Origin of the sequence: Gordonia sp. (in: high G+C Gram-positive bacteria) (genome assembly GCF_049299075.1) — a bacterium.
Taxonomy (GTDB): domain Bacteria; phylum Actinomycetota; class Actinomycetes; order Mycobacteriales; family Mycobacteriaceae; genus Gordonia.
On record NZ_JBAQWU010000405.1, the window covers coordinates 1 to 14,874 of the forward strand.

General features: G+C 66.3%; 17 protein-coding genes and 1 tRNA gene. 10 read left to right on the forward strand and 8 right to left on the reverse strand.

Features of this window, described 5'->3' with window-relative positions; genetic code table 11:
- From WAW85_RS12880 to WAW85_RS12895, 4 genes are all read right to left on the reverse strand, one after another.
- A partial coding sequence (locus WAW85_RS12880; protein WP_422560003.1) for a VOC family protein occupies positions 1–375 on the reverse strand: 375 nt, incomplete at its 3' end.
- Between the two features lie 91 nt (positions 376–466).
- Positions 467–916: a hypothetical protein gene (locus tag WAW85_RS12885; protein ID WP_422560004.1), complete on the reverse strand. Its 450-nt coding sequence runs from the start codon at positions 914–916 to the stop codon at positions 467–469.
- Entirely contained in the window at positions 909–1,991 is a 1,083-nt protein-coding gene (locus tag WAW85_RS12890; RefSeq protein WP_422560005.1) for a hypothetical protein, read from the reverse strand. The genes WAW85_RS12885 and WAW85_RS12890 overlap by 8 nt, the downstream gene beginning before the upstream one ends.
- 700 nt (positions 1,992–2,691) lie before the next feature.
- Positions 2,692–3,210: a VOC family protein gene (locus WAW85_RS12895; protein ID WP_422560006.1), complete on the reverse strand. Its 519-nt coding sequence runs from the start codon at positions 3,208–3,210 to the stop codon at positions 2,692–2,694.
- A 68-nt stretch (positions 3,211–3,278) separates the two neighbouring features.
- Here WAW85_RS12895 and WAW85_RS12900 point away from each other — a divergent pair, with 68 nt between their 5' ends.
- Complete coding sequence (locus WAW85_RS12900; RefSeq protein WP_422560007.1) at positions 3,279–4,142, forward strand: helix-turn-helix domain-containing protein; 864 nt, start codon at positions 3,279–3,281, stop codon at positions 4,140–4,142.
- 31 nt (positions 4,143–4,173) lie between these two features.
- Here the strand turns inward: WAW85_RS12900 and WAW85_RS12905 are convergent, their stop codons facing one another.
- Both WAW85_RS12905 and WAW85_RS12910 read right to left on the reverse strand, forming a co-directional pair.
- Positions 4,174–5,178, reverse strand: a complete 1,005-nt coding sequence (locus WAW85_RS12905; RefSeq protein ID WP_422560008.1) for an NADP-dependent oxidoreductase — start codon at positions 5,176–5,178, stop codon at positions 4,174–4,176.
- A 56-nt stretch (positions 5,179–5,234) separates the two neighbouring features.
- Entirely contained in the window at positions 5,235–5,819 is a 585-nt protein-coding gene (locus WAW85_RS12910; RefSeq protein WP_422560009.1) for a TetR/AcrR family transcriptional regulator, read from the reverse strand.
- A 90-nt stretch (positions 5,820–5,909) separates the two neighbouring features.
- On the opposite strand from WAW85_RS12910, the gene WAW85_RS12915 reads away from it, so the two are divergent.
- From WAW85_RS12915 to WAW85_RS12940, 6 genes are all read left to right on the forward strand, one after another.
- Positions 5,910–7,166, forward strand: a complete 1,257-nt coding sequence (locus tag WAW85_RS12915) for an NADH:flavin oxidoreductase/NADH oxidase family protein (RefSeq protein ID WP_422560010.1) — start codon at positions 5,910–5,912, stop codon at positions 7,164–7,166.
- Positions 7,166–8,095 (forward strand): SDR family NAD(P)-dependent oxidoreductase, encoded by a 930-nt coding sequence (locus tag WAW85_RS12920; RefSeq protein WP_422560011.1) that lies wholly within the window; start codon positions 7,166–7,168, stop codon positions 8,093–8,095. Before WAW85_RS12915 ends, WAW85_RS12920 begins: the two co-directional genes overlap by 1 nt.
- Positions 8,092–8,925 carry an alpha/beta fold hydrolase gene (locus WAW85_RS12925; protein WP_422560012.1) on the forward strand — a complete coding sequence of 278 codons (834 nt, stop codon included), beginning with the start codon at positions 8,092–8,094 and terminating at the stop codon, positions 8,923–8,925. Before WAW85_RS12920 ends, WAW85_RS12925 begins: the two co-directional genes overlap by 4 nt.
- A 38-nt stretch (positions 8,926–8,963) precedes the next feature.
- On the forward strand, positions 8,964–10,043 hold the full coding sequence (locus WAW85_RS12930) for an alkene reductase (RefSeq protein ID WP_422560013.1): 1,080 nt from the start codon (positions 8,964–8,966) through the stop codon (positions 10,041–10,043).
- A 27-nt stretch (positions 10,044–10,070) separates the two neighbouring features.
- A complete protein-coding gene (locus tag WAW85_RS12935) occupies positions 10,071–10,595 on the forward strand; it encodes a PaaI family thioesterase (RefSeq protein WP_422560014.1) in 525 nt (174 codons plus the stop codon).
- A gap of 130 nt (positions 10,596–10,725) precedes the next feature.
- Positions 10,726–11,433 (forward strand): SDR family oxidoreductase, encoded by a 708-nt coding sequence (locus WAW85_RS12940; protein WP_422560015.1) that lies wholly within the window; start codon positions 10,726–10,728, stop codon positions 11,431–11,433.
- 34 nt (positions 11,434–11,467) lie between these two features.
- Here WAW85_RS12940 and WAW85_RS12945 read toward each other — a convergent pair.
- Positions 11,468–11,541 (reverse strand) — tRNA-Ile (locus tag WAW85_RS12945).
- A 113-nt stretch (positions 11,542–11,654) separates the two neighbouring features.
- Here WAW85_RS12945 and WAW85_RS12950 point away from each other — a divergent pair.
- From WAW85_RS12950 to WAW85_RS12960, 3 genes are all read left to right on the forward strand, one after another.
- Positions 11,655–12,113 (forward strand): TIGR02611 family protein, encoded by a 459-nt coding sequence (locus WAW85_RS12950; protein WP_422560016.1) that lies wholly within the window; start codon positions 11,655–11,657, stop codon positions 12,111–12,113.
- A 181-nt stretch (positions 12,114–12,294) separates the two neighbouring features.
- Positions 12,295–13,593: an exonuclease domain-containing protein gene (locus tag WAW85_RS12955; protein WP_422560017.1), complete on the forward strand. Its 1,299-nt coding sequence runs from the start codon at positions 12,295–12,297 to the stop codon at positions 13,591–13,593.
- 20 nt (positions 13,594–13,613) lie between these two features.
- Positions 13,614–14,159: a hypothetical protein gene (locus tag WAW85_RS12960; RefSeq protein WP_422560018.1), complete on the forward strand. Its 546-nt coding sequence runs from the start codon at positions 13,614–13,616 to the stop codon at positions 14,157–14,159.
- A gap of 228 nt (positions 14,160–14,387) precedes the next feature.
- On the opposite strand, the gene WAW85_RS12965 is transcribed toward WAW85_RS12960, so the two are convergent.
- The coding region (locus WAW85_RS12965; RefSeq protein ID WP_422560019.1) for an ADP-ribosylglycohydrolase family protein at positions 14,388–14,874 on the reverse strand (487 nt) is incomplete at its 5' end.

The window sequence follows — 14,874 nt, forward strand, 5'->3', positions numbered from 1 at the left end:
GCGGTCGCGCACCCAGCCGTACCGCGGACTGAACGGGTACTCCCCCAGATCCATCAGGCTCTCCCCGCCATCGAGCAGCCCCGCCCAGACCGCGTCCAGGGTGGCAGCCGCGGCCGGATCAAAGGTGAGCATCAGGCTGATCGCCGGGGTAGGCGGGAATTCCGGTCCGGCGTTGATCAGCACGAGCTGATAGCCGTCGATCACCACCGCCGCGGTCAGCGGCGCGCCGGCTAGGTCTTTCTGGAAATCGAGTAGGCCCTCGTCGGGGTATCGCGAGGTCACCCGGGCGGTGGTGTTCGGGAGGACCGCCGCATAGAAGTGGGCCGCCTCCTCCGCCGTTGCGTTGCACCAAATGTTCGGCACGATCTTCTGCATGGCTCTCCCCGGGTCACTGACCGATCAACGAGCTACGTCTCCAGTCTGCGCGGCTCCGGTGTGCCCCGCAAGGGTCGAGGCTCACCCATCCCTACAGGTCCCACACCTGATCGGGATCGTCAAGCGCCGCGCGGATCTGCGACAGATCGCCAAGATCGTTGAGCGGCGAACTCTTCGCCAGATCCACTACCGCGGTGACCATCTGGCCGACCTGCGTCGAGTCGCCCGCCTCGAGAGCCCGGTCGAGCCGCTCGAACAGCCCGTCGATATTCGCCCGACGTTCGGCGAAAGTCTCGTCAAAGTACTTCTTCAATACCGACTCAGCGGCCCTGATTTTGGCCACCTCGGTGTCCCGGTAGGCCGCCAACCGGGATTGCTTGGTCTGCTCCTGCGCCATTGTGACGACACAGTCCTGCGCGGCCGCGACAAGGTTCGTCAGCGCCTGAAATCCAGCTGCCGCGGGAACCACTCCGCCGCCCTTCCCTGCCGCCCCGGCGACTGCCCCCAGAATGTCCCCGGTCAGTGCTTTGCCATCAGCCATTGTTGCTCTCCTCGCCTGCGCCTACCGGTGCGGCTTCCTTTGGTTCAGTGGGCACGATGACGCTGATCGGGCCGTGGTGGCTCGAATCGTTGGTCTCGGTGGCCGCCGCACCTTTGAACCGAGCGACAATCGTTTGGCTTGCCGTGGTCGGTGTGCCGTCGTCGCCAACGATCGGCGTGTCCACGACATCGCGAACTGATTTCGCAAGAATCAATGCCCTCTGGAAACGACCTGCATGAAGCTGCGGCTCGAATGGTTCGGACTCGAGTACATCGAGTGCCTCGACCCCGCGCACCGTCAGTTCGTCAAGGATCCCACTCAGCTCGGCGCACCGCTTACGCACCGCCTCGAGTGCGCCGTCAAAAACGTCCAACTCGGCGATGGCCACCTCGACTTCTGTCTCGGCAGTCACGGCTTTTGTGGTCGCCTTAGCTCCTTGCTTGCCCACGGCGAAGCCGGTGGCAAGCAACGCAGGCCCGACGATCACCGAGTTCAAGACGAGAGCACCGGCCGCTATACCACCCCCACCCGCGGAAAGCGCTCCACCGCCGAGCCATGCCATCGTCGCGCTGGAGGCAGCAGCGCCCGACAGACCGGAGATTGCTGCGCCGGTACTAGCCGTTCCTATGGCGCCAGCGATGGCTCCTGCCGCGGCTCCGGCTCCGGCTCCGGCTGCTGCGCCGCCAGCGAGGCCACCCAGAATCCCCAGTCCCTCACTGAGCCCGGGGCCTGCCACGGCGCCCATCTCCTCCGCTCGCGCCTCGAGCCCGTCCACCAACAAGGACTGGTTCTCCCGGACCTTCTTCTCGTTCCGGACCATGAATTCGACCATCCGATTGATCACGCGATCGACCGCCACCGCCTGCTCTTCGCCGTATGCGGCGAGTTGCTCATTGCCCCGCGCGATTCGGGCATCGGTGAGCTTCCGGCGTCTGTCATAGCGATTGACTGCAGCATCGATGCGACTCTTGGCGCGCTTGATGTCCCGTGCACCCTTGCCGCCCAGCGCAAGACCGCCGCCGCCAGAAGCGACTCCGGCGGCAACGACCGCCGCAACTATCAGTGGTATCGGCATGCTTCCCTCTCTTCGATGAATCAGATGTCAACCTACGTGCGAGGTCAGACAACGACGCGATGCAATGCCGCGCCCACCGGTACGTTCATTCGTCCGGACGACAGCACCTAAGCAGCGGCCTGGCGCCGACAGTTGCCCGCCTTCGCCTGGGTACCGGCTGTCTGGTGGCGGTAGTGCAACTATCAGACAGCCGGCGAGTCCGCTACCCCGGCGCTGCGCTGATCGTCTCGGTCTCAGCCGACACCATGGGTCTCAGTCCACGTTCAACTCACCCAGCGCCGCCCGAGCTGCGGCGCCCGTGTGGTTTGCTCCGCGCCGTCAAGCCGCGTCAGCACCACAACTCTGCGCGGAGTCGGCGCAGTAATTCGGTCGCGCAAGCGCCCGACGCTCTGGGATCAGGGTCAGTAACTTCTGTCCAGGACGAGATCACCGCCGAGTCGCTCGGCGAAGGTCAACTGCTGGAGATGGTCGACGACACCGCTGGCCCGTCCGCCTTCCGCCCCGACCCCGGCGCCCCCACTACCCCCGCCGAGACTCCCACCCGATAGCCCCTGCCCGCCGGCCCCCTTCGCCGGTTGACCGCCAGCATCCCCTCCGCCGGTTGAGCCGCTCCACCCTCGCCCGACGGCACCCGCTCTGCTGGTTGAGCCGCCGCCGAACGAAGTGAGAAGGCGAGTCGAAACCACCTCCGACCAACCGCTCAGGAGCTCGTCGCCGATTGGGTCGCTGCCCAGTCAGCGACGCGGCGGGTGCTCTCTTCCTCGGAGAGGTCCTCCATGCGCGACATCACCGACCAGCGAATGCCGAACGGATCGAGGAGGGACGCGTAGCGGTCCCCGGACACGAAATCGGCCAGCGGTTCCCGGATCGTCGCACCGGCCCTGACGGCCCGCTGGACGAGCCCGTCGACGTCGGCGCAGTACAAGGCGATCGAATAGCAGGCGGTATCGCCGGTCGGCGGCGGCACCAGATGGTAGTCGGGGCTCGGTTCGCCGATTTGCAGGCGGCCGCGGCCGAAGTCGAGTTCGGCGTGTACCACCGTTCCGCCGATCTCAGTGACGTCGACGACGCGCGCCCCGAATGCGCTCCGGTAGAAGTCAACGGCCTGCGCCGCGCGCGGCACCGCGAGGAACGGCGTCAGGCTCGTCGAGCCGTGTGGCACGCCGTCGGTGGTGTATCGCCCGGTCGCGCCCTGTCGTGATGTCATGTTCTCAGTCATGACCTGACGGTACGAGCCGCCGACGGCGCGCGGCTTGTAGATTCGCGACTAGTTGGCGAGGAGGCACCGTGAACGACGACCCCCGCGGCATCCTCTATCCGCAAGATCTCCCCCGCTTCACGCGGCGGCCCGCACCCGACGATCTGGCCGACCGCGTCCGCTGGTTCTGGATCCCGCGCTGGAACCTGCCGCCCGGCCGGGTCTCCCGTCAGCACCTACTCCCGTTCCCGGCCACCAATCTCGTCGTCGACCCGGCCGATGTCACCCGGGCCGGGCCGACGACCGGCGCCTCCTACCGAAACCTATCCGGCTGCGGCTGGGCGGTGGGCGCCTCGCTGCGCCCCGCCGGACTCGCCTCGCTGTTCCCACTCCCCCAGCCCAACCCGCCCCCTGATCTTGTCCCGCTCCCTGAGCCTCCGTTGCTCCCTGAGCTTGTCGAAGGGTCACCCCCCGGCCCTAGCGCGCTCCGCGACAGCGAGATCACCGTCGACTTCCCCGATCTGCATCTCGCCGTCAGCTCAACCCTGGATCCAGCGCAGGATTCGACCATCGACGATGCCGTCGCCGCATTCGCCGCGTGGGGCCGCGAGCACTTGGCCACCCCCGACGAGGCTGGCTCACTGGCCAACACCATGGAGGAGTTGATCGCCACCGACCGCGACCTCGTCCGGGTGGAGCAGCTCGCCGAGCGGCTCGCGGTCTCGATCCGCACCGTGCAGCGGCTGGCCAAGCGGCACATCGGGCTGCCACCGCTGGCGGTGATCCGGCGATATCGGCTGCAGGAGGCCGCGCAGCGGGTGCGCGACGATCCAGCGCTGCCGATCGCGCAGATCGCCGCCGAACTCGGCTACGCCGACCACGCTCACCTGGACGCCGACTTCCGCAGCGTCCTCGGTTTCACCCCGGCCACCTACCGTTCGGGCCGGAGTTGAATCGTGCCGTCCAAGACTGTGCCGGTTCAGGTCAGGCGTGGTCTGCGCGGGTGATCACGATCTTGCCGTTCGCCCTACCCTGTTCGACATAAGCGATGGCGTCGAGGGTCTCGTCGAAAGCGAACGTCCGGTCCACCACCGGCCTGAGGACCCCGCTGTCATAGAGGCTGGCCAGGTGGGTGAGCTGCTCCCCATTGGCCTGCATAAAGAGAAACGCATAGCGCACACCAAGCTTCTTGGCCCGGCCGCGGACTTTGCGACTCATCAATGCCAGGACCGGTGTCAGAAGGGGCTTGCCGATCTGTGCGGCCAGATTGGGATCGGGTGGGCCGACCACACTGATGGCCAGGCCTCCGGGCTTGAGCACGGTCAGCGACTTGTCCAGGTTCTTCCCGCCGAGCGAGTCGAGGACGACGTCGTATCCGCTGAGCTCCTGAGAGAAGTCCTGCCGCGTGTAGTCAACAACCTCGTCAGCGCCCAGCCGCCGAACACGGTCGAGGTTCTTGGTGCTCGCGGTGGTGGCGACGTGGGCGCCGAGGTGTTTGGCCACCTGGATCATCGTGGATCCGAGTCCGCCGGCGCCCGCGTGCACAAGCACCCGTTGTCCGGGCTTGACCTTGGCCACGTCGACCAGCGCTTGCCACGCCGTCAACGCGACGAGGGGCACGGCGGCGGCTTCGACGAACGACAGTGTCGAGGGCTTGAGCGCCACGTCTGCCTCGTCGACGGCGATGGACTCGGCGAACGTCCCGATACGCAGATCGCGGGGGCGGGAGTAGACCTCGTCGCCCACCGTGAATCCCGCGACGGCCGGGCCGACCTGTGTCACCACGCCGGCGACATCGTGGCCGAGCGTGAAGGGGGTCTTGTATCCCAGCAACTGCTTAAACTCTCCGTTGCGCACCATCTTGTCGAGCGGGTTGACGCTCGCGGCACGCACATCGATAAGTACGTCGTGGGCGCCGACCGTTGGCGCGGCGATATCGGCCGCATGTAACCCGTCGGGACCGTATGCAGTGACTATGAATGCTTTCATCGTGCTTTCCTTTTCTGAGATGAGGGGTGCGGGCATGCGCTTGGTCGCAGCTGCGCTCAAGCCGCAAGGAGCACCCGAATGTTGTCGCGACTGGCCACCAGCACCTGCTCGGCCTTCGCCGCATCGGTCATGGCTCGAGCCAGTTGCATGCTCGCGATGAGCACAGTCATCAGTCCGACGGCCCGCGTCTGGGCAACACCGGCGTCGAGGGACCAATCCCGCGCCAAACGGTCGGCGACCTCGTCGGCGATGATGGCGACACCGCGCTCATAGGCCGCGCCGACCTCGTCGCCCTGGCGTGCGATCTCGTCGAGCAGCGCCGCTGATGGGCACCCATTGGCGACGTCGTTGCGGTGGTCCGTCGACAGATACCAGTCGATGAAGCCGAGGAGGCCGTCGCGGCCTGGCGGAAGCTCCGCGATCCGCGCCGCTTGGGCTTCGAGTTGGTCCGTGACCACGGCGGCGACGAGGCTCTGCTTAGAAGAGAAGTGCGCGTAGAAGGCTCCGTTGGTCAGTCCGGCGTCAGCCATCAACGTCGCGATGCCGGCGCCGTCGATGCCGTCTTGTTTGATACGACGCCCCGCGGACTCGACGATGCGTCGCCGCGTTGCTTCCTTGTGGTCACCGGCATACCTGGCCATCGAAAAATTCCTCCGTCATGTGCACTGTCTCTTGATTATATGTCGATCATCATATTATGATCGTACTTCAATCGACAATCTGGAGTGACCATGACGAATCCGACGACGTCCCTGAGTGATCCACTCGACCTGCCCTGCGGGCTGCGTCTGCCCAACCGCATCGTCAAAGCGGCGATGAGTGAGGCTCTCGCCGGCAGCGATAATGCGCCGAACGAGCAGATGGCCAATCTCTACCGCCGCTGGCGACAGGGGGGCTACGGACTGCTGATCACCGGCAATGTGGCCGTCGATCGGACCCAACTCGGCGAGCCCGGCAACGTCGTTATTGAGGACGACCGCGACCACGACGCCTTGGCGGCATGGTCCCAAGCCGCGCACGACGGTGGCACGCCGATCTTCGCCCAGTTGAATCACCCCGGCCGCCAGGCCAATCCGCTCCACGTCGGACACACACCTGTGGCTCCCAGCGCTGTGCCGCTGGCGATGCCCGGGGCAGCAACACCGCGGGCGCTGGCGGGCGACGAGATCGAGAGCATCGTCGAGCGTTTCGCCCGCGCAGCGACGGTCTGCGAGGCCGCCGGATTCGACGGCGTTCAGATCCATGCCGCGCACGGATACCTCGTCACCCAGTTCCTGTCACCGCTGGTCAATCAGCGCACCGATGAATGGGGTGGCACCCCGGAGCGGCGCATGCGGTTCCTCCTCGAAATCGTGCGCCGCACCCGCAGCGCCGTGAGCCCCGGGTTCGCGGTGAGCGTCAAGCTCAACTCCGCCGACTTCCAGAAGGGCGGCTTCAGCGAGAGTGAGTCACGCGATGTGGTCGCCGCCCTCGTCGCCGAAGGCGTCGACCTGATCGAAATCAGCGGCGGAAGCTATGAGTCTCCGGCGATGTCAGGCTCGGAAGCGGCCAGCACCCGCGCACGCGAGGCGTACTTCCTTGAATACGCCGCATCAGTCAAGGACATGGCGGGCGACGTGCCCATCGCAGTCACCGGAGGATTCCGTACTCACGCCGGCATGGAAGCTGCAGTGACCAGCGGAGATTGTGACCTCGTCGGAATCGCCCGCCCCACCGTCACCAACCCCGGAGCCGCACGCGAAATCCTCACCAACCGGAACACGGAGCTGACCGCCCACGAGATCAGATACGGGCTGCGTCCAATCTTGGGGAAGGTTGCCGACCTCAAACAGCTCGACGGGCTGCTCAACATCAGTTGGAACACCGACCAGTTGCACCGCCTGAGCCGGAACGAGGAACCGAACCTCAAGCGTGGCCCGCTCGTCACCACGGTAGCCATGGTGCGCCGCAACGGCCGATTCTCCTTCGGCACGCGACGGGGTCTGTGATGCGCCTCTTCTCCGGTCCCGCCACCTATGACCTCAGCGGAAAGGTCGTCCTGATCACTGGCGGCAACGGCGGGATCGGCGGCGCCACCGCGCAAGAGTTGCTTCGCCGGAAGGCGCGAGTCACCATCGCCGACCTCGCCGCAGACACGCCCGATCGCGCAGCACGACTACACGAGTCCAACGCGCTCGGGATCGTTGCCGATGTACGCCGCCGCGATGAGCTCGCCGCCGCAGTCGCCGCGACCGTGGATCGCTTCGGTCGCCTGGACGTGGTGATCGCCAACGCCGGCCTCCTACCGAAGGCCGCGACCCTTCGCACCACGCCAGAGTCAGACATCGAGACCACTTTGGCCGTCAACGTGTCCGGGGTCGTCAACACCGTGGATGCCGCGCTCGAACACGTCATGGCCAACCGCGGCCAGATCGTGCTGATGTCGTCGGTGTTCGCCTTCATCAACGGCATGGGAACCATCCCCTATGCAATGAGCAAGGCCGCCGTCGAACAACTCGGTCGCGCCCTCCGGATCGAGCTCACCGACGCTGGAGTCTCCGTCCTCACCGCATACTTCTCCCTGGTCGACACGGACATGATCAAAACCGGGGTCGACGAGGACCCGGTCGTCCTCGAGCTGCTCGGCACGCTTCCCACGGCGATGCTGAAGCGCGTCACCCCCCAATCGGCGGCCACGGCGATCGCCGACGGACTCGAACGCCGAAAGCCGCGCGTGGTTCATCCCGCCCGCTGGTCGGTGATCTCCGCCGCACGCGGCGGGGTCGGGCTCCTCCTCGACAAGAAACTCACGACCGATCGCGTCGTCCTCGACGTCCTGGCCCGACTGGACCGACGCGGACACCCCACCCCGACGACCAACTCCCCCAGCACCAACAACCCCAGCACCAACAACCCCAGCAGAAAGAAGATCTCATGACCACCTGGAAAGACGTCCCCACCAGCAGCATCGTCGTCGACGGCGTCCGGTACTCCTACCGTGAACTCGGCGCCGAATCCGAGGTGCCCGTGGTGTTCCTGCACCACTTCACCGCCGTACTGGACGACTGGGACCCGCGCGTCATCGACGGCATCGCCGCCCAGCACCGCGTCATCGCCTTCGACAACAAGGGGGTCGGCGGAACCGGCTCGGTGACACCGGCAGACCTCGATCAGATGGGAGCCGATGCGATCGCCTTCATTCGGGCGCTAGGACACGAGAAGGTCGATCTGTTCGGCTTCTCCGTCGGCGGAGCCGTGGCCCAGATGGTTGCCCTGCAAGCCCCCGACTTGGTCCGCCGCATGGTCATCGCCGGCAGTGGACCACGCGGCGGTGGCGGCATCTGGAAGATGCCCTTCATCGTCGGTGGCGCCTATGCCAAGGCCGCCCTGGCCCGCAAGGATGCCCGCCACTTCCTGTTCTTTCCGCGCACTTCCGAGGGCAAGAAGGCCGCCAACGACTACTTCGACCGCCTCGCCGAGCGCACCACCGACCGTGACAAGCCCATCTCCAACCAGGCCCGCATCGCCCAACTCCGCGCCATCACCAGCGGCGGTCTCCATGCACCCGACGACCTCTCCACCATCACGGTCCCCGTCTTCGTCGCCAACGGCGACAACGACCTCATGGTGGCCAGTGAACACTCCATGGACCTGGCCAAGCGTCTGCCCAACGCCAAGGTGACGATCTACCCGAACTCCGGTCACGGCGGCGTCTTCCAGTACCACGACGTCTTCGTGCCCGAGGTCCTCGAGTTCCTTTCCGACTGACCTGCGACTCTCGACAATCTCAACGAAAGGACCCCGCCATGTCCACCAGCCCTGCCCTGTGGGAACCATTCACTCTCGGCGCGATGTCGCTTCCACATCGACTCGCGCTGGCTCCGATGACGCGCAACCGCGCCGACAGCGACGGCACCCCGTCAGCACTCGCCGCCGAGTACTACGCCCAACGCGCCTCGCTCGGTTTGCTCATCACCGAAGGCACTCAACCCTCGGCTGACGGGCAGGGGTACCTCGGGACACCCGGGATCTACACGCCGGCCCATATTGCCGGGTGGCGGGACGTCACCAGTGCAGTCCACCATGCTGGCGGATACCTGTTCATCCAGCTCATGCACGTCGGTCGCCAATCACACTCGGACAACACGCCGCACCACCGGGTCCCGGTCGCACCATCGGCCATCGCGTCGGACCAGGACTTCGTCACCCCGACCGGTATCCAGAAGGCATCCACCCCGCGCGCGCTGGCCACCGATGAGGTCAGCGAGGTCGTTGCTGAGTTCGTGCACGCCGCCCGCTCCGCGATCGAGGCCGGAGCCGATGGCGTCGAGATCCACGCCGCCAACGGCTACCTGTTGCACCAGTTCCTCGCCCCGAACGCCAACCAGCGTATCGATCAGTACGGCGGCTCCATCGAGAATCGCGCACGCTTCGTCATCGAGGTCGCCCACGCCGTTGCCGGGGCCATCGGCCCCGAGCGCACTGGCATTCGTCTCTCCCCCGGCTTCCCGCTTGGCGGACTCGACGAAGGCGACCCCGAGGCGATTCGCGCCCAGTACACGTACCTGGTCAGCGAGCTGGCACCGCTGAACCTGGCCTACCTCCACGTCCACCACGCCGGCGACGACGAGTTGCTTCGCACGCTGCGTGAACTGTGGCCCACAGCCCTGTTGGTGGTGCGCTACGGACGCCGCCGGGAACAGATCGCCGACGACATCGAAACAGGTCTCGCCGACATCGCCCCGCTCGGCCAGTGGGCACTGGCCAACCCGGACGTCGTCGAACGTCTCCGCGCAGGCGCGCCGTTCAATGAACTCGATCCCGCCACGCTGTACACGGGCGGCCGCCACGGCTACACCGACTACCCCACCCTCACCGACGTGTGAGCGACGCGATCTATATGAAGGACAATCATGGCCCCCCACACCACATCTGAGAGCACCTCGCCGGTCCGCGAACGGACCTATTCATGGGTCGACCCGCAGGTCTTCGCTTCCGCCGCCCGGGAGCTCGACGGTATCGACTTCTTCACGCAGTTGGGCGACGGCGCCTTTCCTCCGCCGCCCATTAACAACACGCTCGGCATGTCCCTGGTCGATATTTCCGACGGCCGCGCGGTCTTCGAACTCACCCCGCAGGAATGGCACTACAACCCCATCGGCACCGTCCACGGCGGCGTCCTGGCAACCCTGGCCGATTCCGCCCTCGGCTGCGCCGTGCACACCAAACTGTCGGCCGGTACGGCCTATACCTCCCTGGACCTGACCATCAAGTTCACCCGCGCCGCCACCATCGACAGCGGACTGCTGACCTGTGAAGGCACCGTCGTCTCGATCGGGCGCCGCACGGCCACGGCCGAAGCACAGATCACCGACAAAACCGGCCGAGTCATCGGCCACGCGATCGCGACCTGCCTGATCATGCCGATCGAACCCTGACCCGCCGCATCGAGGCCACCGAGCCGCCGATCGGGCACGCGACCCCGCGTTCCTCGGCGAGGCCATCGCAAAGGCGTGATGGCGGGCGCCGGCGGCCAAACCAACGCAACCCTCCTCGAAAGGATCTGACATGGCGGTCTTCGACGCCGTACTCGTGACCGGAGCCAATGGCGGACTCGGCACACAGTTCGTACAACAAGCCCTCGACCGCGGCGCGCACACCGTGTATGCCACCGCCCGCACACCACGCGAGTGGAGCGACCCACGCATCGTCCCGCTCGCCCTCGATGTCACCGATTCCGCGTCGATCGCTGCAGCAGCGGCGGCCGCTCCGGACGTAACGCTTCTCGTCAACAACGCTGGTGGCGCCAATGGTGCGACCGTGTTGAACGACAACCCGGCCTTGCGGGCACTGTTCGACGTGAACTTCTTCGGACCGCTCGCCGTCGCTGGCGCTTTCGCGCCGGCCCTGGCCGCCAACGGCGGCGGAGCACTCCTCAACGTGCTGTCGGTGCTGTCCTGGATCGGCGTCGGCGATGGCTACAGCGCCACTAAAGCCGCACTCTGGTCTGCCACCAACACGCAACGGGCTGCCCTGGCCGATCAAGGCACCCTCGTCACAGCCCTCCACCTCGGCTACACCGACACGCCCATGACCGCCGGTCTCGACGTCCCTAAGAACGATCCGATCGAGATTGTCAGAAGGGCGTACGACGGAGTAGCTGCCGGAGTGTTTGAAGTCCTCGCCGACGATCTCTCTGTCCAGGTGAAAGCTGGCCTCTCCGGACCCATCGAAGCCCTCTACCCCCAGCTAGGGGCGCGCGAGCGACATCGGTGAACGGCAATAATGCCGCCAGACGACAATGTCACGGTGGGGCCACCGGGGCTCGAACCCGGGACCAGCGGATTATGAGTCCGCGGCTCTAACCAACTGAGCTATAGCCCCCTCGCCCGGGCACCGGCCCGGACCGCTGAAATCCTAGTGGACGGCGGGTCGTCGAACATCGCCCGGGCACCCCGCCGCTGCACGACGACAGAATTTCACGCAGAATCGTGAGCATGTCCGCCGCACCCATCGACGACATCCCCGAGGCTCCTGAATCCGACAAAGCTCGCGGATTCGTCGCACGACTGGGCGCTCGATACCAGCACCTCAGACACAACCACCGGTTCGGCATCGTGCTGCGGTACGTGACGATCACGGTCGGCATTCTGGTGACGGCGATCGGCGTCGTCGCGATCCCCTATCCGGGGCCCGGCTGGGCCATCGTCTTCCTCGGCCTGCTGATCTTGTCGCAGGAGCTCGAGTGGGCGGCCCTGCTGCGACATGCGATCATGCACCGCCTCAACCGCCTGTACTCCGATCACATCGACGGCAGCCCGCTGGCCCAGACAGTCCTGGCCATCGCCACCTGCGCGATCGTCATACTCACCCTCTGGCTCACCGGGGCACTCGCGCTGTTCGGCGGCTGGGTCGGGCTGGACTGGTCGTGGCTGGCCTCCCCTTTTCTGAACTGACACCTTTTCTGCACTGACGTCGACTCCCCGACGCGCCATCAACGCGGTGAAGCGATCTCGTCGCCCGCAACTGACCGACCTCGAACTGCCAAAATTCCCCCGAACAGCCGACACCGGCTAAGACGCACATGTCGGGCATCGCCGATACTGTGCCCGGCATGACCACGAACGAGATCGTCCGATGAGCCGCGGATTCGCGGTGCTCGACTTCGAGACCACCGGCTTCGCCCCGGGCTACGGGCACCGGATCGTGGAGGTGGGCGCGGTCTTTCTGACGCCCGACCTTCAGATCGAAGGTTCCCTGGAAACACTGGTGAATCCGAAGCGCGATGTCGGCCCCACCTCGGTGCACGGGGTTACTGCCCGCGATGTCTTCGACGCGCCCACCTTCGACCAAGTGATCCCCACACTGCTCGATCTGCTCGACGGCCGGGTCATCGTCGGCCACAACGTCGCCTTCGACCTGAGGTTCCTCGCCGCCGAGTTGGAACGCGCGGGGTTCGTATTGCCCGAGGTGGTCGTCGTCGATACGTTGACGGTCGCCCGCCGCCTCTTGGCGTCCCAGGCGAGCAGCTTCAAGCTGCACGAGTTGACCGCCCACCTCGGCATCTCCATCGACGATGTCTTCGCCCGCGCACACGAGGAGCGTCGCCCGGCGCACAGCGCGTACGGTGACGCGTTGGTGACGTCGTACCTGTTCGGGCAGCTCGTCACGATGTCGGCCGGATCCCCGCTCTGGGCGCAACACCTCGAACTCGCCCAGCGCGTCGCCTGGCCACCCCACCCCGGTGCGGTGACGGTGCCGCTCAAGCGCCGCGGGGACGTCTGCTGTGTGCACCATCCCGCACCTACGGCCGCCGGCCGGCTGGCCGCGTCACGGTCGGTCGACGAGGTTTTGAGCGCCCTGGGTGCGCCGATCCCCGGGCCCGCCGCCACCGCCGAGTATGCGGCGTTGCTTAACGACGCCCTCGACGACCGCGTGCTCGACGCAGCCGAAGTCGACGCGCTCATCGAGACCGCGCGACGCCTCGGCCTGGATTCGATGACGCTCGGTTCTCTGCATCGCGGGCATTTCGAGGGCGTCGTCCGTGACGTGTGGGCTGACGGCGTGCTGACCGACGACGAAGCCGCCGACGTGATCCAGGTCGGTCGACTCCTCGGGATCGATGACGACTCGCTGCTTCGCGCCCTCACCCCGCAGGCGGTCCCGTCGGATGCGTCGACGATTACCGCCGTCCCGATACCGCCACTGACGCCCGGCGCGATCATCGTTCTGACTGGCGAAATGACCCTCGACCGCAGCCACCTCGAGGCCGAGATCGTGGCGCGCGGCTACCTCGTCGGCAAGAACATCACCAAGAAGTCGTCGCTGGTGATTGCAGCCGATCCTTATTCGCAGTCGCGCAAAACGCAGAAGGCGCGCGAGTACGGGATCTCCGTGCTCGGCGAAGAAGACGGCCTCGCCCTGCTACGCCGGTGACGAGCGAGAAGGGAACGAACATGCACACCTCCAACCTGCCTGTCGCCATCAAGATCCTCAGTGTGGTGGACGACAATCAGGCGATCTGGTCGGTCAACGTCGGGCCCGAGGCCGGCCCGGGCCGACTCTGCGGCGCCTGGGTGAACGTCAACGCAGCCGATGCACGGTCGATTCTGGACGGGCAGCCGGTCCACGTCCTCGATGACGCACCCGTCCCCGACGGTGTCAGATGCCGGATCGTCGACGTCGAAGCCACTCGCCAACGGCTCCACGACGAGATCGACATCCTCGTCGCGGCCAATCGCAGCTCGCGAACACCCAAGGGCAACCGGCGAGCGCCGCTGCAGCCGCCCGCCGTGCCGCCGATCCCCCTCGAACGGACGCCGATTTTTGGGGTGGTCGCAACCGAACCGGCCGCGGTCGCCGCGATCTTCGACGCCCACTACCTGGCGCAGCTGGCCGATGCTTGGTCGAAGGTCGAGACGCTCCGCCTGGGCCGCGACTACCTGCGCGGCGACATCCCCCACGCGCGTCCCTTTCCGTGCGTTGCTCGCGAGAGCGGGTAGCCGACGCGTCGGCAATCTCAGCGACCACTCATTCTGCGCCGCATGGGCGCAATCAGGCTGGCAGGAGGACGTCATCGTTGTGCGACTCGGAGCACTCGCCGACGATATCTTCCCCAATCAAACGAAGGCACCTCTCCACCACGTCGCACGGCAAAATCGGCTAACGCGGTCCGGAATCAACTGTTCGGACCGGCCTGAGCTAGGGCACAGCGTCAGCCGGTACGAAGATCAGGTACCCGCTACGGCACGTTGCGCCAGCCGCACAAGATCCTCACCGGAGATTCCCGGGTAGCCGTGCAGGATTCGCCGCCATCGCGCCGGCACACTCGACGCACCCCACCTGGCGCCGAGCAGTGCGCCCGCGATGGCGGCGACGGTATCGGTGTCGTCGCCGATACCGATCGCGGTGTCGAGCGCCGCCCCCAGGTGACGACACGGATCTACATCGGGCACCGGCGTGGCGACAATCGCCGACCAGGCCGCCTGTAGCGCTGCCACCACCCATCCATTCGGGCTGAAGCGCGACGGCGGCCCTGCCTCGGCTTCGTCGATCCGCGCGGTCCAGTACTCGGTGGCTTCATCATCCAAATACGTCAGGCCGGCGCGCAGGTCGAATTCCGCGTGCACGATCGCATGCCGGATCGCCAGCGACCACAACACACACGCCTGCTGCGCCCGCGGGTCGTAGTGCGTGAGTGCACTGATGGCCCGTGCG